Source organism: Pedobacter miscanthi, assembly GCF_003315595.1.
GTDB lineage: Bacteria > Bacteroidota > Bacteroidia > Sphingobacteriales > Sphingobacteriaceae > Pedobacter > Pedobacter miscanthi.
Window position 1 is genome coordinate 25,030 of the sequence record NZ_QNQU01000009.1, and the last position, 18,667, is coordinate 43,696.

The 18,667-nt window shown below is 40.7% G+C and carries 18 protein-coding genes; 6 read left to right on the forward strand and 12 right to left on the reverse strand.

Annotated features, from left to right (window positions below):
- Positions 1-6: 6 nt before the first annotated feature.
- Positions 7-375, reverse strand: coding sequence for a DoxX family protein (locus DRW42_RS11610; protein WP_113949186.1), 369 nt, complete (start codon positions 373-375; stop codon positions 7-9).
- A 106-nt stretch (positions 376-481) separates the two neighbouring features.
- On the opposite strand from DRW42_RS11610, the gene DRW42_RS11615 reads away from it, so the two are divergent.
- Both DRW42_RS11615 and DRW42_RS29065 read left to right on the forward strand, forming a co-directional pair.
- Complete coding sequence (locus DRW42_RS11615) at positions 482-874, forward strand: winged helix-turn-helix transcriptional regulator (RefSeq protein ID WP_113948997.1); 393 nt, start codon at positions 482-484, stop codon at positions 872-874.
- A gap of 95 nt (positions 875-969) precedes the next feature.
- Positions 970-1,497, forward strand: a complete 528-nt coding sequence (locus DRW42_RS29065) for a hypothetical protein (protein WP_208643548.1) — start codon at positions 970-972, stop codon at positions 1,495-1,497.
- 462 nt (positions 1,498-1,959) lie between these two features.
- Here the strand turns inward: DRW42_RS29065 and DRW42_RS11625 are convergent, their stop codons facing one another.
- The 7 genes from DRW42_RS11625 to DRW42_RS11655 all read right to left on the reverse strand — a co-directional run bounded on the left by DRW42_RS11625 (position 1,960) and on the right by DRW42_RS11655 (position 11,816).
- Positions 1,960-2,841, reverse strand: coding sequence for a glycoside hydrolase family 16 protein (locus DRW42_RS11625; RefSeq protein ID WP_113948998.1), 882 nt, complete (start codon positions 2,839-2,841; stop codon positions 1,960-1,962).
- Positions 2,842-2,901: 60 nt separating this feature from the next.
- Positions 2,902-4,305: a PKD domain-containing protein gene (locus DRW42_RS11630; protein ID WP_113948999.1), complete on the reverse strand. Its 1,404-nt coding sequence runs from the start codon at positions 4,303-4,305 to the stop codon at positions 2,902-2,904.
- An 11-nt stretch (positions 4,306-4,316) separates the two neighbouring features.
- Complete coding sequence (locus DRW42_RS11635) at positions 4,317-5,825, reverse strand: RagB/SusD family nutrient uptake outer membrane protein (protein WP_158544330.1); 1,509 nt, start codon at positions 5,823-5,825, stop codon at positions 4,317-4,319.
- Between the two features lie 10 nt (positions 5,826-5,835).
- On the reverse strand, positions 5,836-9,192 hold the full coding sequence (locus DRW42_RS11640; protein WP_244215249.1) for a TonB-dependent receptor: 3,357 nt from the start codon (positions 9,190-9,192) through the stop codon (positions 5,836-5,838).
- Between the two features lie 213 nt (positions 9,193-9,405).
- The gene (locus DRW42_RS11645; protein ID WP_113949002.1) at positions 9,406-10,584 is read right to left on the reverse strand and encodes a FecR family protein; all 1,179 of its coding nucleotides are present in this window, start codon (positions 10,582-10,584) and stop codon (positions 9,406-9,408) included.
- A gap of 135 nt (positions 10,585-10,719) precedes the next feature.
- Positions 10,720-10,893 (reverse strand): sigma factor-like helix-turn-helix DNA-binding protein, encoded by a 174-nt coding sequence (locus tag DRW42_RS11650; RefSeq protein WP_279634123.1) that lies wholly within the window; start codon positions 10,891-10,893, stop codon positions 10,720-10,722.
- 344 nt (positions 10,894-11,237) lie between these two features.
- Positions 11,238-11,816 carry an RNA polymerase sigma factor gene (locus tag DRW42_RS11655; protein WP_113949003.1) on the reverse strand — a complete coding sequence of 193 codons (579 nt, stop codon included), beginning with the start codon at positions 11,814-11,816 and terminating at the stop codon, positions 11,238-11,240.
- A 176-nt stretch (positions 11,817-11,992) separates the two neighbouring features.
- Here DRW42_RS11655 and DRW42_RS11660 point away from each other — a divergent pair, with 176 nt between their 5' ends.
- The 3 genes from DRW42_RS11660 (at position 11,993) to DRW42_RS11670 (ending at position 14,543) form a co-directional block, all read left to right on the forward strand.
- Complete coding sequence (locus DRW42_RS11660; RefSeq protein WP_113949004.1) at positions 11,993-12,298, forward strand: ArsR/SmtB family transcription factor; 306 nt, start codon at positions 11,993-11,995, stop codon at positions 12,296-12,298.
- 13 nt (positions 12,299-12,311) lie between these two features.
- Positions 12,312-13,412, forward strand: a complete 1,101-nt coding sequence (locus DRW42_RS11665; protein ID WP_113949005.1) for an NADH:flavin oxidoreductase — start codon at positions 12,312-12,314, stop codon at positions 13,410-13,412.
- A 240-nt stretch (positions 13,413-13,652) separates the two neighbouring features.
- Positions 13,653-14,543 carry a pirin family protein gene (locus tag DRW42_RS11670; RefSeq protein ID WP_113949006.1) on the forward strand — a complete coding sequence of 297 codons (891 nt, stop codon included), beginning with the start codon at positions 13,653-13,655 and terminating at the stop codon, positions 14,541-14,543.
- Here the strand turns inward: DRW42_RS11670 and DRW42_RS11675 are convergent.
- Together DRW42_RS11675 and DRW42_RS11680 are read right to left on the reverse strand one after the other, a co-directional pair.
- Positions 14,540-15,727 (reverse strand): hypothetical protein, encoded by a 1,188-nt coding sequence (locus DRW42_RS11675; protein ID WP_113949007.1) that lies wholly within the window; start codon positions 15,725-15,727, stop codon positions 14,540-14,542. The two genes, DRW42_RS11670 and DRW42_RS11675, sit on opposite strands and share 4 nt — an antisense overlap.
- Positions 15,724-16,362, reverse strand: a complete 639-nt coding sequence (locus DRW42_RS11680) for an RNA polymerase sigma factor (protein ID WP_244215250.1) — start codon at positions 16,360-16,362, stop codon at positions 15,724-15,726. Before DRW42_RS11680 ends, DRW42_RS11675 begins: the two co-directional genes overlap by 4 nt.
- A gap of 175 nt (positions 16,363-16,537) precedes the next feature.
- On the opposite strand from DRW42_RS11680, the gene DRW42_RS11685 reads away from it, so the two are divergent.
- Positions 16,538-17,398, forward strand: coding sequence for a hypothetical protein (locus DRW42_RS11685; protein WP_113949009.1), 861 nt, complete (start codon positions 16,538-16,540; stop codon positions 17,396-17,398).
- Positions 17,399-17,455: 57 nt separating this feature from the next.
- Here the strand turns inward: DRW42_RS11685 and DRW42_RS11690 are convergent, their stop codons facing one another.
- Both DRW42_RS11690 and greA read right to left on the reverse strand, forming a co-directional pair.
- Complete coding sequence (locus DRW42_RS11690; RefSeq protein ID WP_113949010.1) at positions 17,456-17,854, reverse strand: HIT family protein; 399 nt, start codon at positions 17,852-17,854, stop codon at positions 17,456-17,458.
- A 96-nt stretch (positions 17,855-17,950) separates the two neighbouring features.
- Positions 17,951-18,424 carry a transcription elongation factor GreA gene (gene greA / locus DRW42_RS11695; protein WP_047798983.1) on the reverse strand — a complete coding sequence of 158 codons (474 nt, stop codon included), beginning with the start codon at positions 18,422-18,424 and terminating at the stop codon, positions 17,951-17,953.
- Positions 18,425-18,667: the final 243 nt, after the last annotated feature.

The window sequence follows — 18,667 nt, forward strand, 5'->3', positions numbered from 1 at the left end:
CTGAAATTATGAAATATCGGCTTGCCGTTTTTGGTTGGTAAAATAGGATAAGAATAAAACGATTAAAAACACTACCGGCCCGATCCGGTTATTGATGGGATCGCCTGAAGCGGTATGTGCAATAAATGCAGAAACAAAGGTGATAGCAAAACCTGCATAAGCCCACTCTTTTAACTTTCCTTTTATGGGGATCAATAGTATAACCGCGCCAATAATTTTTGCGATTGCCAGTTCTATCCTGAAATAATCCGGGAAACCCAAATGGTGAAAAGCCTGTTTAATGGTTTCGTTAGTGAGGTACGAATAACCCGAAAAAATCATCATCAATGCTACCAAAGCTGTTGATATCCAATAAGTAATTTTAAGTGTTCTCATTTTCATATTATTTTTTTGATGCAAACTTATGTACTTTTGCTATCCAAAAGATACTAGTATCCCAAAGGATAGTGGTATCCTTTACGAAAGCATATACCTTTGTAAAATGGGACCAGCAAAAGAACACCGCAGTAAAGAAGCCTGCACAGCAAGTTTAAATGCAGTAAAAGATGCGCTTTATGTACTAAATGGCAAGTGGAAACTGCCTTTAATTATCAGTTTGCAGGAAGGACCGCAGCGTTTTAACGAAATCCAGAAATCATTGGGAGAGATTACCCCGAAAATCCTGTCTAAAGAATTGAAAGATTTAGAACTCAACGAATTTGTAGTGCGCAAAGTGTTTTCTACCACTCCTGTAACTGTAACCTACGAATTAACGCCTTATAGCGAATCGTTAGATAAGGTAATTAATGAGTTGAGAGAATGGGGCTTAAAACATCGCGAAAGGTTGGTTAAAAGCAGAAGAACTGAAAAAGAGCTGGAATACGCGGATGCTTAACAGGTAAACGGAAGTAAAAAAAATCGCCATTACCGCTAAAAAAGCAAAACACTGATAATGATAAAATTCGGCTATCTTTGTGCAAAATAAAATCGATGGCGGTATTACATAGAAAAGAAGAAAAAATTCAGGCAGTGCTGGGTAGGTTGCCTAAAAAATATACAGACGAACAATTTGTAGAGATGTTTATCAGGCTTTACTCTAAAGATTGGGGCAAAATAAAATCAGCTTATATTAAACAATCGCAGGATAAAGAGCCTGGAACAATCATCAATATGCCTAAACCAGAGGTATATTTAAGACAGATTCTGGCCAATTACCTGCAACAGGAGCATGCGCCTAAAGTAGCGGAAGTTAAAAAAGATGTTATCGAGGTACCTGTTGAAGAAAAGAAAGCAAAAGCACCGGCTAAGAAAAAAGAAGCGGTAGCTGAGGAAGTTCCGGCAGCGGTTAAAAAAGCTAAAGCACCAGCAAAAAAGAAAACTGAAGCCGCTGAAGAACCTGTTGCTGAAGTAAAGAAAGCTAAAGCACCTGCAAAGAAAAAAGCAGAAGTTACGGAAGAAGCTCCAACTGCTGAAAAGAAGGTTAAAACCGCAGCGAAAAAGCCTGCAGAAAAAAAATAAAAAATATTTTACACCGAATATAATAAATCGCCTTTTTGGTTGTTTATATATATGAGAGCGTTAATTTAGATGACGGGGATAGGTCGGTATGATCGATCCCCGTTTTTTTATGCCTGTCATTTTCGACCGAAACGTCCCGAATGTTCGGGAGAGAGATCTATCTCGAAAATATACTCAAGCCAGATTTCCCGGCTTCGCTCGAAATGACGGTACGAAGAAGCGCCGTTCGAAATGACAAAATGGCCTGTGAGGACGCATACTATGGGCAGTAAGAAGTAATCAAAAAGACTATTCGACTCCGCTCAGGGTTATAAACTACATGGAATTTTCCATGTTTTCAGTGCCTCCGTGGCTAAAAAGAATGCTTAAAGATTTTCGAAATGGTCTGTGGGACACAGACCACGGTCAGGCATAAAAAAAGCCGCTGAATCCTCAGCGACCTTACAATCAAACTAACGTATCTTATTTTTCAATCATCTTATAATATCGAACATAATCCACTTCCATTTTTTGCGGCCAGATGGTATCATCAACACCTTGCGCACCACCCCAATCGCCGCCAACAGCAACATTTAATAAAAGGTGAAAACGTTTGTCAAAAGGCCAGACTTTATAACCCGTTCCTTCATTGGTAAATTCGAATACTTTTACATCATCATAATAACCCCTGATAGCAAAAGGAGTCCAGTCTACCCGGTAAAGATGAAAAGCTGTACTCGCCCCATCAACTTTTTTGGTAATCGTTTTCTGGGTATTGATTTTGAAATAATAAGCCTCGCTATGGGTACTAAAATGTACCATATCCTGATCGTAACCTACATGTTCCATAATATCAATTTCACCTGATTTTGGCCAATCGCCATAAACCCGATCAGTTGGCAGCATCCAGATGGCGGGCCATGTGCCCCTTCCGGTAGGCAGCTTAGCCTTAATTTCGAAACGTCCGTATAAAGCATCGAGTTTGTTGCGGGTTACCATGCGGGATGAAGTGTAAGCCATACCACCCATATTTTCCTTTTTGGCGGTAATGGTCAATATTCCGCCGGCTACATTGGCATTATTGGTGGTATTGGTGTAATATTCCAATTCATTATTACCCCAGCCACTGCCACCTGTATCGTAATCCCAATTATTTGAAAGTGGTGCACCGGTATTGGTAAATTCATCAGCCCATGTTGGGGAGGTTTCAAAAGTCCAGCCTTTATCAACCGGAGGGCCTGCCGGTACCGGTGGTACATAAACCAACCCATCATCGTCTCCTTTTTTTGAACAGGAACTCAATGCGATTGCACCAATTGCAAAAACAAAAACCACGCGTTTAAAATGCTTTACTGAATGTATCATGTTATAAATGTTAAATAGGGCAGTTTGTATGTTGTACAAACTGCCCTGGTAAATCAGGCTTTACTTAAACTCAAAATCATCTATATAAAATATGCCTGGGGCCGGGTGACCTTCGCCACCTAACTGAACCACAATTTTATCGTATAGGGTTTGGGTGGCAGATCCCGAATAATCGAACTCTAACTGTATCCATTTGTTGTAATCGGTAGCTGCTATGGTTTTAACAATTTCGATCTGTGTTTGCCAGGCATTACCGCCTAATAGTGAGTTTTGCAGCTTAACCGAAACTTTCGGTTGTAAGGTTGTAAAATCATTTCCACCGGGAATGAAAACCTTTAAGCGGATTTTATTTTTTGCTGAAAGGTCAAAACGATACGGCAGGGTTACATTCAGGTTTCCGTACTGACCATCATCACCTGTTCTTTTTTCATAATAACCTACTTTTGCAGAGGTATTAACCGGGAATTTTGCCGGATTATCGTAAGGACTGGTAAAATTGATATTTTCGGCAGTCCAGGTGAAGTTTGCTGTACCCTGAAAGTCATCAGCAAGGTTTGCAGCCTGCATCGGTTTTTGCACAACTGGTCTTACATAACCTTTTTTTACCAATTTTAAATACCAGGCATTTCCACTGTTGGCTTTATCCAAACAACGCAGCCACATTTCATTCTCGTTTAAAGATAAGATCTGGTACTGTGAAACGCCAAGGTAATAGCTAATAAAACCGCCGCCAGAAATGGTAATGTATTTCACACCATTGGTTTCGGTAACCAGCCAGGTTAAATTGGTTGGCGGGGTATAATTTACCGTTGGATCATTCGCCCCTGCCGGTCCGCCGATGCCAGGCGCATTCGCTGCATTGGCAAAAGTAGTTCCTTTATTATCGTAGGTATATTTTAAGGCATTCATGTTGAAGGTCATCTCATCATCGTAAAAACCTAAACCATTTTTTTCATCAGGGCCTGCCTGATACCAATCCGGTGATTGAGAAGTAACAGGACCAACACCAAGATGTCCGGCTGATTTTTGGTCGATTACCCAGGTAAAACCGGTAGCATTTGATAAACCGCCCGAAAGCGTGGTAAAAGCCGGATCGGTTAGCATGGCAGGATTAGTAGCTGCAATAACCACCGATTTGGTACTCGAAACTGAACCGCCGTCGGTAACAATGGTTAATTTTACGGTATAAGTGCCTGCAAGCGGATAAGAAGCCGTTACGGTATTGCCATCCGCTGTTGCTCCATTACCAAAATCCCACAGGGCTTTAAAACCAGGCGATTGATTGACCAGCGTAACCACATTGGCATTGGTTGCAGTTGGTGTTACGCTAAATTTAACCTGATCGGCTGTAGGCGCAGGGGCTAAATCTTTATCTGTATTTGCTTTTTTGCAGGCATTTAAGCTTAGCAAAAGCAGCAGGGTTAAAAACCCGGCTGTTTGTTTAATGATATAATTTAATTTCATGATATATTTAATTAATTATAGCCTGGATTTTGTTTGATCACACCTTTAGTAAGGTCGATTTCCTGTTGAGGAATGGGTATAAATTCACTTTTACCAGCTTTATAACCCGATGGGCCTAAAACAGTAACGGCTCTTCCACTGCGTACCAGATCGAAGAAACGATGGCCTTCGAAAGCGAGTTCTAACCTGCGTTCGTTAAAAATATTATCTAAAGTTGCCGGAATAGGTGCTAAACCAACCCTTGCCCTAACGGCAGTAAGCAATGCCAGGGCACGTGTTGGATCGCTGTTTAACCTTACCAAAGCTTCGGCTTCCATTAAATAGGTATCGGCCAAACGCATTTCAATTTCATCAATCGGCCAGTTTAATTCGGCAGTACCGCTGTTAGAGCGGTAAGCTTTTAACGGAGCGTATTTTTTTATGAAATAATCGGTATTCTGGAACCGGCCATTGTAAGTTGCCCCAGCTGCCTTTAATGCAGCACCATCGATAATTGAAGTGGCAAAACGCGGATCGGTTTTCATTGCATTTACCAGGCTAAGCGTTACCGGGCAGAAACCCCAGCCAGCAGAATACGTGTCGCCATTATAGCTATCCATACCTACAAACTGTGTACCTACGTTACCTTCGCCACCGTTAACCCAACCCCAATCGCCCCATGCAGCCAGGTTAGAATGCGGAATCTCTAAAATTACCTCAGCATTAAATTTATTGTCCGGCCTGAAAATATCGGCATAGTTTGGCAATAAAGAATAACCATAGGCATTACCATCTTTATTAATATCGTTAAACAAAGTAGCCGCTTCCTGCAATTTGGTATTATCGTTTTGGTATAACAATACTTTAGCAAGCAATGCCTTTGCAGCACCCATCGAAATACGGCCTTTTTCGTTCGTAGCAATAGTTGCAGGTAATCCCGGATAGGCATCGCGGAGATCTTTTTCTACCTGTGCGTAAATTGCTGCCGGAGGAGATTGTGTTTGGGTGTATAATTCTCCTGTTGGGATGGTGGCTGTAATTAATGGCACATTACCAAAAAACCTTACCAGATCAAAATAGAAATATGCCCTTAAAAATTTAGCCTCGGCAGTAACGCGGGTTTTAAATGCGGCGCTCAGTGTTGTAGCTTTGGCAATTTTCTCTAAAATAATATTGGCGCGGTTAACTCCCGTAAAGTTTTTGCTCCATAAACCCACCTGCGGACCCAACCTCGAATCCATATTAAAGTTATCGTAAGCTACCCAGCCCGGCTGGTCGGAAGCATTACTGCCGCCAGCAAAACAATCGTCGGATGCGGCACTTAATAAAGGTTGTTTCATGGTATAACCACCAGTGGTACCCCATTGCATTACATCATAAACCGATATCAGGCCCTGGTAAACCTCGGTTTCGTTACGGTAAAAATTTTCTTCTGTTGCAGTTCCTTTTGGCACCAGCTCCAAAAAATCTTTTTTGCAAGAAACTGTTAATTGCATCATCGCCAAAATGGCAATCGAATATTTTATATGTTTAATTTTCATATCGCTCTTATTAAAATCCAACATTTACACCTACAAAAAATGATCTGGCCTGCGGATAAAAACCACGGTCTACACCCAAACTGCCACCACCAATTTCCGGATCGTAGCCTGTATATTTCGTCAGGGTAAACAGGTTGTTCCCCATTACATAAACTTTCAACTTATCCAAACCAACTTTATTTACCAGTTGCTTAGGCAGGGTATAACCCAGTTGAACGTTTTTTAGCCTGAAATAAGCGCCGCTTTCTAAAAACAAGCTCGATACACGACTATAGTTTTTGTTATCATCCTGTAAGGTTACCCTTGGTATGGTATTGCTTGTCCCCTCACCTGTCCACCTGTTTAAAATATTGGTGGTATAGTTAGATGGAGTTAAATCGAACCTTCTTAATCCGTTAAAAATCATATTTCCCGAAACGCCCTGTCCGAACAACGAGATATCGAAACCTTTATATTTTGCAGAGAAAGTTAACCCATAAGTGAAATTTGGGTTCGATCTGCCTAAGAAAGTTCTGTCGGCATCGCTGATTACCCCGTCGCCATTCAGGTCCAAAAATTTAATATCTCCAGGTTTTGCATTTGGCTGAATCAAAGTACCTGCACCATTTTTATAATTATTGATTTCGGCCTGGTTCTGGAAAAGACCTGCAGTCTGGTATCCGAAAAAGGAATCAACCGGCTGACCAACAGCTACACGAGTTACCTCTAAACCCTGTGGCGTAATGGTTTGTCTGCTTGGGATGTAATCTTTATCGGCCCCCAGTAAGGTTACCTGGTTTTTGATAAACGAAGCATTACCGGCAATATGAAAACTCACTTCACCGATTTTTTTGTTCCAGCCCAGTTCAATTTCGAAACCCCTGTTGTATAAATCGGCTGTATTGGCATAAGGTCCGCTATTACCCACATACGATGGAACCACCTGTTGCAGCAGCATTCCGTAAGTTTTTTTATTAAAATAGCTGGTACTTAAAGTAATACCTTCAAATAAGGTAGCGTCAAAACCTAAATCAACTGAAGAGGTTTCTTCCCATTTTAAATCAGGGTTTGAAAGGGCATTCGGACTCACACCATTAACCAGCGCCTGACCAGAAGCTGTTCCTAATGAATAGTTACGTCCACCGCTTACGGTTGCCAGGTAGCTGAAATCTGGAATATTATCGTTACCGTTAATACCATACGAACCCCTGAACTTTAAAAAGGTGATGATATCATTTTTTGGCCAGAAATCTTCGCGTGAGGCTACCCAACCCGCTGATGCCGAAGGGAAATAACCATATTTATTATTCGGACCAAAACGTGATGAACCATCTCTACGGATGATACCCGTAAACAGGTATTTTTCATCATAATTATAAATTACACGACCAAATATCGAATTTAAAGTGTTCAAATATTCGCCACCGTAAAAATCAGAATTGGTTCTGGCTACCGGAAATTGTAATGAGGCATCTTTAATGTTATCAACCGGGATACCTTCTTTAATACCACCCTGGGTTTCGCCTTTATTTTTCTGTGCCGAATAACCTAAGAGTGCCGTAAATACATGTTTGCCGATGGTTTTATCATAGCTCAGTGTATTCTCCAACGACCAGAATAAACCCCTGTTATTATCTCTTGTATAAGCGGTTAGGGTTGATTGGTTAATCGAATTCAGGTAATAAATCGGACGGAAAGTTTGTCCGCCCCAAAAAGCTAGATCCACGCCTCCGGTGCTCCTAAATTTTAAACCTTTTATAAATTCAACTTCAGCAAATGCATTTCCAACCACTTTATCGCTCCAGCTGTTTCCCTGTGCAACCTGTAAGGCGGCAACCGGATTTAAAACCTCCGATTGTGCATAATCAGAAATTCCGTAAGGGAAACCGGCTTCATTTCTTACTACCGGATTATTGAGATATTTTGAAGCAGCATATTTTGCAGGATCAGTTTCTACAACCGGTGTAATAGGATCCATATTAATGGCCCTGCTTAATGGCGAACCATATTCTGTATTGGTACTTACACCAACAGAATTTATCCTGGTGTAACCAATAGAGTTACCAAACTTGATGTTTTTCGTAATTTTATGCTCGAAGTTAAACCTTGCAGTAAATCTTTTGAACTGCGAATTTGATGTAGCCACAATACCATCCTGATCGAAATAACTGAACGAGCCGTAATAAACCGACTTATCGTTTCCTCCGCTCATGTTTAAATCGTGGTTTTGGATCATGGCACTGTTATTAAAAACAGCCGCCTGCCAATCGGTGCCCTCGCCATATTGTGCAGGGTTGGGGAACCGTACTGCAGTAATTCCGTCTGCCAGTTGCGATTCGTTATAAATAGTAGCGTACTGCGTAGCATTTAACAGATTAAGCTTGGTAGAAGGTGCCTGCGTACCGATGTAGTTATTGTATTCCAACCTGATTCTTCCCGTATTTGCACCTTTTTTGGTACTCACAATAATTACCCCGTTTGCGGCACGCGTACCATAAATAGCGGCTGATGCGGCATCTTTCAACACCTCGATTGATTCGATATCCGATTGATTGAGGTATTCGATACCGCCATTAATTACCACCCCATCTACTACAAATAATGGATTTGCATTATTGATATTCGCTGTACCGCGGATCCTGATGGTACCGCCATCGCCGGGTTGGCCAGAACTCGTCATTACGTTTACGCCCGATGCCCGACCCTGTAACGATTGCTCTAAACGTACCACAGGGGCATTTTCCAGATCGGCAGCTTTAACCGAAGCAATTGCACCGGTTACCACACTTTTCTTTTGTGTACCATAACCAATTACCACCGCATCGGCCAGTAAACCTGCCTGTGGTTCTAATTTTATGGTTACGCCATTGGCTGCAACAACTTCTTTATTTTCGTAACCGATGTAGGTAACCACCAATGTAGCACCTTCAGTAACATCTTTTAAAATAAATGTACCTGTTTCGTCGGTCACTGCTCCCTGGTTGGTTCCTTTTACCTTTACACTGGCACCAATCATCGGCAGGCCTTTTTCGTCAATCACCTTACCCCTTATATCAACAAAAGAACGGATCATCAAAGGTGTACCTTCAGCTGCTTTACGATGGATGATAATGGTATTATTTTTTATGGTATAGCCTAGTGGCTGATCGTTAAAAATACGTTTGAGCGCTTCTTTAATATCGGTATTACGGATATCGATGGTTACCGGTTTAGCCTCCTTTAAAAGGTCTAAATCGTACAGAAAACTATAACCCACACTTTTGTTCAGCTTGCGGAAGACTTTGAGTAGCGTAGTATTTTTTTCTGATAATGTTACGTTTTGTGCATTTGCAGCCCCGTAACTGAGCTGTAAAAATGTAGTGATTAGCAAGACAAAAGTCAATTTCATAATCAACAAAATTTTAAACAGGCGTCCCTTTGGTTTGGGCAACCATTCAGTATAAAAATTCATATATTTGGTTATTAGGTTAAGAATAGTTGTATCTCACAATTTTACGATTAGAACAAGGCCTTAATTATAGCCGGGAGCGTTGCCGCGCTTCCGGTTTTTTTAGTCAGGCATATTCTAAAAAATCATCATCGTTTGATGAAAAAGTATAGGTTACGGCATAACTAAAATCCTCCTCTCTTCTATTTTAAAGTGTACGGCCCCGGTGGTTTCGAGCATATCCAATACTTCGTTTACACTATTGAAACGCGAAATACGGCCGCCAAAGGTTTTATTGATTTTGTTACCGCGGTAATCTATTTCTACATTGTACCAGCGGGCAATCTTATTCATAATGGTTGCTAAATTTTCTTCATTAAAGCTGAAATAACCGTCTTTCCAGGTTACCGATTCTTCTGCATCAACGGTTTCTATCCTTACCGATGGGGATGAGGAAGTAATTACCGATTGCTGGCCAGGTCTTAACAACTGCGAAATATTTGATTGTAAATTTTTGATCCTGATGCTACCTTCCAATAACGTGGTTTTGTTGCTGGGTTCGTTGTTATAGGCATTGATGTTAAAATGCGTGCCCAAAACTTCTACTTCCTGACTTCTGCCGGCACCGATATCGCTCTTTACTTTAAATGGAACCCGCATTCCCTTTGTATCCCTTAGCTTGGCTACTTCAAAATAAGCTTCGCCTTTTAATTCCACTTTTCTTTCATCACCGTTAAAAACGGCCGGATATTTTAAAGCAGACTCGGCATTGAGCCAAACTTTGGTCCCATCAGGAAGGTTGATCTGATATTGGCCACCACGGGGCGTTTCGATTGTATTGTAAACGTCTTTTTTACCATTCGATGCCGATTGGGCCGCAACGGTATAAATCAGTTCGCCATTGCTGGTTTTGGTAATGTTGATGCCTGCCTGTTTCGCGATGATACCGTTCGTAGCATCGGTTAACGAGATTTTAGAACCATCGGCCAGGGTTAAAGTAGCTTTATTGCCACCCGGTTTAATAATTTTTTCAGTTGTTGTAGCAATTTGCTGCTGATCTGCTGATTGTTTTTTAAGCTGGTGATTAATTACGAAACCAATAAAAAAGAGTATTACTGCCGCAGCTGCCAGTTTTGGCCAGAGCGTATGTTTGCGTGCCGGTTTTAGTTCCGTTTCCTCTTCAATAGCATTCCAGATCTGGTTTTTGGCATCGATCAGTTCAGCATGATCCAGGTCGGATGTTCCTGCCTTAAGCTCGGATAAGTGCCACGATTCTACCAAAGCTTGTTCATCTTCAGTACACAGTCCATCCCTGTATCGTTCTAAAAGTTTTTCAACTTCGGCTTTATTCATTACTTCAAAATATTTGGCTAATTAAATACATGTAGGATAAGCAAAGCCCAGGTAGTAGATAAAAAGAAAATATTTTTATTTTTTTTATTCACAGACCTTATAGGTTTTGAAAACCTATAAGGTCTCTAGAAAAAGCTATCGAAGCATTAAAATTACAGCTAACAACAAAAACGAAGTTAACTTTAGCCTTAAAACCTTTAGTGCATTGCTCATTTGTTTCTTTACCGTTTTATCAGATAAATGCAAAATTTCTGCAATTTCCTTTTGGCTAAGGTGCTGCTGGCGGCTCATTTCGAATATCAGGCGCATTTTTCTCAGGTGACCAAGGTGGTCAATATTATTTTGTAAATGAATGGCTTAGTGTTAATGGCTGACACCTGTCCTGCTATCCCTCCAAGTCCTCACTCATACTTCGCTCCGGGCTTTCCGTTCTATCAGGTTTATTTACAGAGGGTAGCTTTCAAACTTCGCAGGTTAATGATCTAAGTTAAACCGGTGGGTTTTGCGTTAGGGATTGTAAGGGTTCAGTACCGATCTTTCATCGGTACCGGAGCGAAGCGCAGCCCTGAAAAGCCCGCCCCTTTCCCGATTTTTCATCGGGATTGGGTAACGTCCAAATCAATCAATTTATAACTTTTGGGTTAGGCTAAAAGCTAGCGAAGCATTAAAATTACAGCCAACAACAAAAACGAAGTCAACTTTAGCCTTAAAACCTTTAACGCATTGCTCATCTGCTTTTTTACCGTTTTATCCGATAAATGCAAAATTTCTGCAATTTCCTTTTGACTAAGGTGTTGCTGGCGACTCATTTCGAATATCAGCCGCATTTTTGGCGGCAGGAGTGATACTTCTTTTTCAATTAATGAAGCAAATTCACGCTCACGGATGTAGTTGTCGGTAACATAATCGCCCCGATCAGCAAAACTTTCTAATGATTGCAAATAATTGGTGCGCGATTTATTTTTATCCAGCCAATCGAAGATTTTATACCGCACTGCGGTATAGAGGTAGGCCGATAACTGTGATTTGATTTTAATGTCCGGATTACTCCACAGGTAAACAAAAATCTCCTGAACAATATCTCTTGCATCTTCCCTATCCGGGACCATTTTACAGGCATAGATATATAACAAACCGTTAAACCGCTCGTATATTTCTTCGAAAGCACACTTATCCCCATCCTGTATCAGGACGAAAAGTTCGTTATCGGTTAATGATTTATATACAGGCACTTGGTTAGAATGAATAATACGAATGTAAGAAATTGTTTATCGTATATCCTAACATTATTTTAACAATGCCTTTGGATTTAATCGTTTTAAAAACGTTGATACAGGCATTTTACACACAATTGTAAAGTTTAATCACATAATTGGTATATCGGGAAATTCCGATATACATTTGCATCATGGATCAGGTAGAAATATTTAAAGCCCTTTCGAATAAAACACGTTTACAGATTTTAGCCTGGCTTAAAGAGCCGGCAGTAAACTTTCCTGAACAGCCCGCCGGTGCGGACTTTGAAACCGTTGGTGTTTGTGTAGGACAAATCCAGCTAAAAAGTGGTTTATCACAAAGCACCATTTCCGAATATCTTTCCATCCTGCAACGTGCCGAATTGATCAGCTCTACGCGAATCGGCCAGTGGACTTATTACAAACGCAATAAAGAAGGTTTGGAAAAATTAAGTGAAATCATCAACACAGCATTATAAATTTTAAAATTATATGAACACAGATAGTTTATTCAGGCCATTTAGCCTTAAAACATTAAATACAAAAAACAGGATTGTAATGGCCCCGATGACGAGATCTTTCTCACCGGGCGGAGTACCTACAGCCGATGTTGCCACTTATTATACCAAAAGGGCAGCTGGCGAAGTGGGTTTAATCTTATCAGAAGGAACGGTAATTAACCGCCCCTCTTCATCAGCAGACCCAAATATTCCACATTTTTATGGTACGGAGGCTTTGGCTGGCTGGGAAAATGTAATTAAAGGTGTTCACCAGGCTGGTGGACAGATGGGGCCACAAATCTGGCACCAGGGCATTATGGAAAACCACGCTTCAGGATGGTTGCCAAGTGCACCTTTCGAAGGTCCGTCTAGCTTTAACAAACCGGGCGTCGAAAACGGTGTGCCGATGACAGACGCCACCATTGCCGATACCATTGCAGCTTTTGGCCAGGCGGCCGCTGATGCCAAAGCTTTAGGTTTCGATACGGTTGAAATACACGGTGCACACCAATATTTAATCGATCAGTTTTTCTGGGAAGGCACAAATAACCGAACAGATATTTATGGAGGTAAAACGCTGGCCCAACGTACCCGTTTTGGCGTTGAGGTAATTAAAGAAGTACGTAAAAGGGTAGGCGAAGATTTCGCATTAATTATTCGTTTATCTCAATTTAAACCTGCTGCTTACGATTATAAACTGGCTAAAAATGAGCAGGAGTTAGAACAGTGGTTAACCCCATTGGCCGATGCCGGAATTGATATTTTTCATTGCTCGCAACGCCGTTTCTGGGATCCTGAATTTGAAGGATCTGATTTAAACTTTGCAGGTTGGGCGAAAAAAGTTACCGGAAAAGCAACCATTTCAGTAGGTTCGGTTGGTTTGGATGGCGATTTCTTTGGTGCTTTTGCAGGTCAAAGCTCACAACCCAGCTCATTGGACGAACTGGTACGCAGAATGGACCGTGGCGATTTTGATTTGGTAGCCGTTGGCCGTCCGCTTTTAGCAGACCCGAACTGGGTAGAAAAAATTAAAAATAACCGTACAGAAGAGTTGAAAGGCTTTAGCAAAGAAGCTTTAATGCAATTAGTATAATAAATATCCCTATTTTTCTTTTTAAGTTTAAAAGCATCCTGAAAGGGGTGCTTTTTTCATTAAGTCCGTCCTCTCGACTGAAACGAAGTGAAATGGAGAGATCCATCGAGACAGATTTCTCGACTCCGTTGCACTTCGCTCGAAATGACGATGAGTGGAAAGTAGTGTTGTAATGAGTATATTTTCTCTTGAACTCCCACCCTTTTTCTTTAAATTCACCTCATTAAAATTGATCATCCCATGTCGAATATTAAACTGATTATCGAAGAACGGCCAGCAAACATTGGTAACTTTATGGTTGGGAGGCTTTTGCCTTTCAGAGAGAAACGCATGGTTGGCCCTTTTTCTTTTATCGACCACATGGGCCCTGCAGCCATGAACGATCATGAAAACCTCGATGTTCCTCCACATCCGCACATTGGCCTTTCTACCCTCACTTTTTTGTTCGAAGGAGAAATTACCCATAAAGATAGTCTGGGATCGGATGTGGTAATTAAACCCGGACAGGTAAACTGGATGACATCAGGCAGTGGCATTGTCCATTCGGAAAGAACACCCGAATACCTCCGCCACAGCGACAAAATGCTGCATGGGTTACAGATCTGGGTGGCTTTGCCGAAAGACCTGGAACAAATGGAACCTGAATTTTTCCATGTAGAGGGCACCGACATTCCTGCCTGGGAACAGGATGGCGTTGCCATTAAATTAATTGCCGGCGAAGCTTTTGGCCGTAAATCGCCTGTTCCTGTTTATAGTCCGCTGTATTTTCTGGAATTAAAAAGTACCCGCCGCCAGAAAGTAAATATCGGCGACTACTTATTCGGAGAAAGTGCCTTGTACATTTTAGATGGAGCAATAGAAAGCGATGGACACATTTTTGAACCGAGGCAGATTTTAATCGCCAATGATGCCAAACTCTGCGAATTTACCATGCATGAAAATACAAGCGTTTACATTTTCGGCGGCGAAGCTTTCCCCGAAGAGCGGTTTATTTATTGGAATTTTGTAGCTTCGGATAAAGAGCTGATCGAGAAAGCAAAACAAAAGTGGATTGAACAAAGCTTTAAACCCGTGCCCGGCGAAACCGGTTTTGTGCCACTGCCAGATCCGATCAGAAATATTAAACATTAATTTCTTTTAAACAAATTCATGTTTACCGAAACGGCTACGCCGGTTGATGATAATTTTGAATTGCCATAACCGATATTCGTTAATGGGATTTTCATGAAAGGTTTGGCGCTGATGCTTAAATTATTATTTATTTTATGTTGAAATTCTATCCCAACATTGGCAATACCCAAATAATGCTGATTTTGGCCCTTAACCTCCCAACCCTGCGGCCCCTGGTAAGCACCATCATAAGAATAGGTGTATTGCTCTTTTAACATCAGATAGCTGGATAGCCCGGTACTTACCGAAACAGAATTTCTGTTATTTCCAAAAACCTTATAATTTACATTTAAAGGAATATCGATTACATCGCAATTGGCATGAATATTTGATGGGGCAATCTTAAAAATATAACTGGTATTTGGTTTATACAAACTGAAATCCGAATCATAAATTTTCTTGGCATAGGCAGCGCCAGTGGTGATGCTTAATCGCTTGGTGATTGCATAGGTAGCTTCAACTCCAAAACTGCCGCTTAAACTACTGGTACCCGATTTCTGAACGCTGGTTAAATCAGGCGCAGCCAAAATACTTAATACGAAGCGCGATTTTTGCTTTACGGCAGGTGCTTTAATCCTCTCAGGTTTACCAACTGCCACGCTTGTTGTTAAATTTTGACCTTTAAATTGAACCTGGTTTATGTCCAAATTTAATTCTGGTTTAAACTGCACATTGGCCAGCATATTGGTATTAGTACTTAAAATTTCCGTTGCTTTTTGACTGTTTTCTACAGCTAAATCCGAAATATTTTTTTGAACCGGTTTCCCGGCAACTTTGATATCCTTTTTATTTACTGCTAACTGATTTGAATCTATATTTACGGTTGGATCAATCTGTTTTGTTGGTACTTCAGTTGATTTAGCAATATTATCCTGTGTTTTTTTGTTATTGTTTTGATTTTCTTTATTTGTTTTCGTTACCGCAATAACCTCAATTTTATCATTCGGTTTAACCCATAAAAATACAATCAGTAACATTGCCGCAATTCCGGCCGCAGCAGCATACCAATACAAAGGTATCACCCTTCTTTTTGGTGCCGGATGCAATCTTTCCTCCAGATTATCCCAATCTAAATCATTAAAAGGCAAATCAGGATTCTCCAATCCGTCCTTAAATAATTTATCTATATCTTTTCCCTCTTTCATTGCATGTTTGTGTTTAACCTTATCTGTAAAAGGTTTTTATCTACGCCCGAACTCCTTACCTGGTAAGTTTTCGCTTCTGTAGCCTTTAGCATTTCCTGTAATTTCTGCCTCGCCTTAAAAAGGTTCGACTTAGATGTTCCAACGGATATCCCCAGTGTTTCGGCAATTTCTTCATGGTTATATCCATCAATAGCAAAAAGGTTGAAAACCGTTCGGTAGGCAGGACTTAATGTTTGCACCAGCGCCAGAAGATCATTGTAGGCCAATTTATCGTACACCGAGCCTATCTGTGCTATATTTTCCTGTTCCTGGATATCCACATGGTCGGTAAATTTTAAATTGGCACGGTAATAATCAATCGCGGTATTGGTTATAATCCGTCCCAGCCAGGGCATAAAAGCCTTGGAAGTTTCATATTTGGCTATATTTTTAAAGGCTTTAAAAAAACCGTCGTTCAGTATCCCTGCAGCATCTAACCGATCATTTGCATAGCGCAAACAGATACCCATAGCGAAGCTATAGAAATGTTTATATAGTGCTTTCTGACTATCTCTTTCATTTCTAATGCAGCCCTGAATATACTTTTGTATAGTTTCTTCACTATCGCGGTTAGCGGTCACAAATTCTCCTTTCAACACACATTACGGCAAGGGACACCAAAAGGTTGCCTTAAAAATTTATTTTTTTAAAAATATTTTATTTTGTTCGTTTTGGTCAAAAACATCCATTCTACAAGCAACCATTTGCAATTTGGCGGCGTAATAGCGGCATATCATTTTTTATTAAAGTTAAAATTAAAAACAAAATCTTATGCTAATCTACTTAAAAAAGAATCTATTGGCTGTTGCGTGTATAGCCATGGTATTTACTGCCTGTAAGAAAAATAGTTCAGACGAACCTACAACCCCACCTGTTAACAACAACAAAGGAATCCAACTGGCAACCGATGCCAAATTCGGAAGCGTGTTAACGGATAAGGACGGAAAAACTTTATACTTCTTTTCATCCGATGCTGCTGGTACCCCAACCTGCACAGGTGGTTGCGAAGCCATCTGGCCACTTTACTATTCGGCAGATGCCAGTACTGATTTAAACCTGAACAAAGCCGAAGTTGGCGAAGTTACCAGAGCCGATGGCCGTAAACAAAGTACTTACCGCGGTTATCCACTTTATTATTATGCCAGCGATGCGGTAAAAGGTGATATTAAAGGTGATGGCGTTGGTGGAATATGGTTTGTTGCTAAGCCAGATTATTCATTAATGTTAGCTAATGCACAGTTGGTTGGTTCGAACACTAAAAGCTATACCAGTGCTTATGTTGAGGGAACAGGCCTTACTAAATACTTTACAGATGCATTTGGCAGAACACTTTATGCTTTTGCACCTGATAAAAATGGGGTGAATACCTACACCAAAGGTACAGCACAGGAAGGAATATGGCCGGTTTACACATCAGAAGTACTTAATGTGCCTTCAGCCATAGCAAAAACAGATCTTGGTGTAATTACGGTAGCCACGGTTAACAAAAAACAGCTTACTTACAAAGGATGGCCATTATATTATTTTGCATCTGATACAAAAAGAGGCGATAATAAAGGAATTACCGTTGGCGGTATTGGCACCCTTTGGCCTTATGTTGCAACCACAACAACTGTTGCTCCGGTACAATAAAAATACTTGGATTAGGCGGGTAGAATGGTCGGCTGGTATTTTATCAGCCGGCCTTTTTTATACGGTGAGTAAAGCTTGCTTAATTTTCTCGGCAGCCTCAGCCAACTCTTCGTTTGTTGGCTTTAATTTTTCTTTGCTAAAGTTCATGTCGCTCACATTATTCATTGGTATTAAATGGATGTGTGCATGCGGAACTTCTAATCCGATTACCGAAACGCCAACTTTTTTGCAGGGAAATGCCTCTTTTAAGCCTTTGGCTACGATTTTGGCAAACATCCACAAACCAACATATAAATCTTCGTCCATATCGAAAATATAATCGGTTTCGATTTTAGGGATCACGAGAACATGCCCCGCTGTTAAAGGCTGAACATCCAGAAAAGCTAAATATTCTACAGTTTCGGCTACAACATGTGCAGGGATTTCGCCTGCAACGATTTTTGAGAAGATAGTCATAAGGTGGAAGGTTAAAAGGTTTGGGGGCCGAGCGGTTAGGGTTATGCGTTTGGCGATAGGCGTTTTAATAATCGCTCACCGCCAAACACTATCCGCTTATCTCGATATCTCGAGTACTTCGAACTGCATTTTACCTGCAGGTACTTCAATTTCTGCAAACTCGCCTACCGATTTACCCAATAAGCCCTGGGCAATTGGCGATTTAACCGAAATTTTTCCGGTTTTTAAATCCGCTTCACTTTCTGCCACCAATTGGTAAGTCATGGTAGCACCGTTTTTAACATTTTTTATTTTTACGATGGATAATGCCAGCACTTTGGATAAATCTAATTTCGACTCATCAATTAAACGTGCATTCGCCAACGTATTCTTTAACTTCGAAATTTTTGCTTCATGCAATCCCTGTGCCTCTTTTGCGGCATCGTATTCTGCATTCTCCGATAAATCACCTTTATCCCTTGCTTCTGCAATTGCTTTAGATATAAGCTGACGACCGGTGGTAGTTAGATAATGTACTTCCTCTTTCAATTTATCCAACCCCTCTTGGGTGTAGTATGTTACCTCTGTCATTGCTCTATTAATTTTATTCAAACGCTATAAAAAACAAACAAGACTATATAGTTGGTTTGCTACATAGTCTTGCTTCAATTATAACGAAGATAAAATGTGGAAATTACAAAAGCAAATAAAAGATTAAGATTTAACGGATTTTTAGGTTTCAGGATCTCTTTGTTACATAACGCAATTTATATAATGTGCAATTCCCACCAGAAAAGTAACATTCAATCATACACCCATTCAAAATTCAATCAT

What these genes read in the sequence shown, in the direction of transcription:
- DRW42_RS11610 (WP_113949186.1), bottom strand. Translation starts at nt 375, where the DNA reads ATGAGAACACTTAAAATTACTTATTGGATATCAACAGCTTTGGTAGCA.
- DRW42_RS11615 (WP_113948997.1), top strand. Translation starts at nt 482, where the DNA reads ATGGGACCAGCAAAAGAACACCGCAGTAAAGAAGCCTGCACAGCAAGT.
- DRW42_RS29065 (WP_208643548.1), top strand. Translation starts at nt 970, where the DNA reads ATGGCGGTATTACATAGAAAAGAAGAAAAAATTCAGGCAGTGCTGGGT.
- DRW42_RS11625 (WP_113948998.1), bottom strand. Translation starts at nt 2,841, where the DNA reads ATGATACATTCAGTAAAGCATTTTAAACGCGTGGTTTTTGTTTTTGCA.
- DRW42_RS11630 (WP_113948999.1), bottom strand. Translation starts at nt 4,305, where the DNA reads ATGAAATTAAATTATATCATTAAACAAACAGCCGGGTTTTTAACCCTG.
- DRW42_RS11635 (WP_158544330.1), bottom strand. Translation starts at nt 5,825, where the DNA reads ATGAAAATTAAACATATAAAATATTCGATTGCCATTTTGGCGATGATG.
- DRW42_RS11640 (WP_244215249.1), bottom strand. Translation starts at nt 9,192, where the DNA reads ATGAAATTGACTTTTGTCTTGCTAATCACTACATTTTTACAGCTCAGT.
- DRW42_RS11645 (WP_113949002.1), bottom strand. Translation starts at nt 10,584, where the DNA reads ATGAATAAAGCCGAAGTTGAAAAACTTTTAGAACGATACAGGGATGGA.
- DRW42_RS11650 (WP_279634123.1), bottom strand. Translation starts at nt 10,893, where the DNA reads ATGCGCCTGATATTCGAAATGAGCCGCCAGCAGCACCTTAGCCAAAAG.
- DRW42_RS11660 (WP_113949004.1), top strand. Translation starts at nt 11,993, where the DNA reads ATGGATCAGGTAGAAATATTTAAAGCCCTTTCGAATAAAACACGTTTA.
- DRW42_RS11665 (WP_113949005.1), top strand. Translation starts at nt 12,312, where the DNA reads ATGAACACAGATAGTTTATTCAGGCCATTTAGCCTTAAAACATTAAAT.
- DRW42_RS11670 (WP_113949006.1), top strand. Translation starts at nt 13,653, where the DNA reads ATGTCGAATATTAAACTGATTATCGAAGAACGGCCAGCAAACATTGGT.
- DRW42_RS11675 (WP_113949007.1), bottom strand. Translation starts at nt 15,727, where the DNA reads ATGAAAGAGGGAAAAGATATAGATAAATTATTTAAGGACGGATTGGAG.
- DRW42_RS11685 (WP_113949009.1), top strand. Translation starts at nt 16,538, where the DNA reads ATGCTAATCTACTTAAAAAAGAATCTATTGGCTGTTGCGTGTATAGCC.
- DRW42_RS11690 (WP_113949010.1), bottom strand. Translation starts at nt 17,854, where the DNA reads ATGACTATCTTCTCAAAAATCGTTGCAGGCGAAATCCCTGCACATGTT.
- greA (WP_047798983.1), bottom strand. Translation starts at nt 18,424, where the DNA reads ATGACAGAGGTAACATACTACACCCAAGAGGGGTTGGATAAATTGAAA.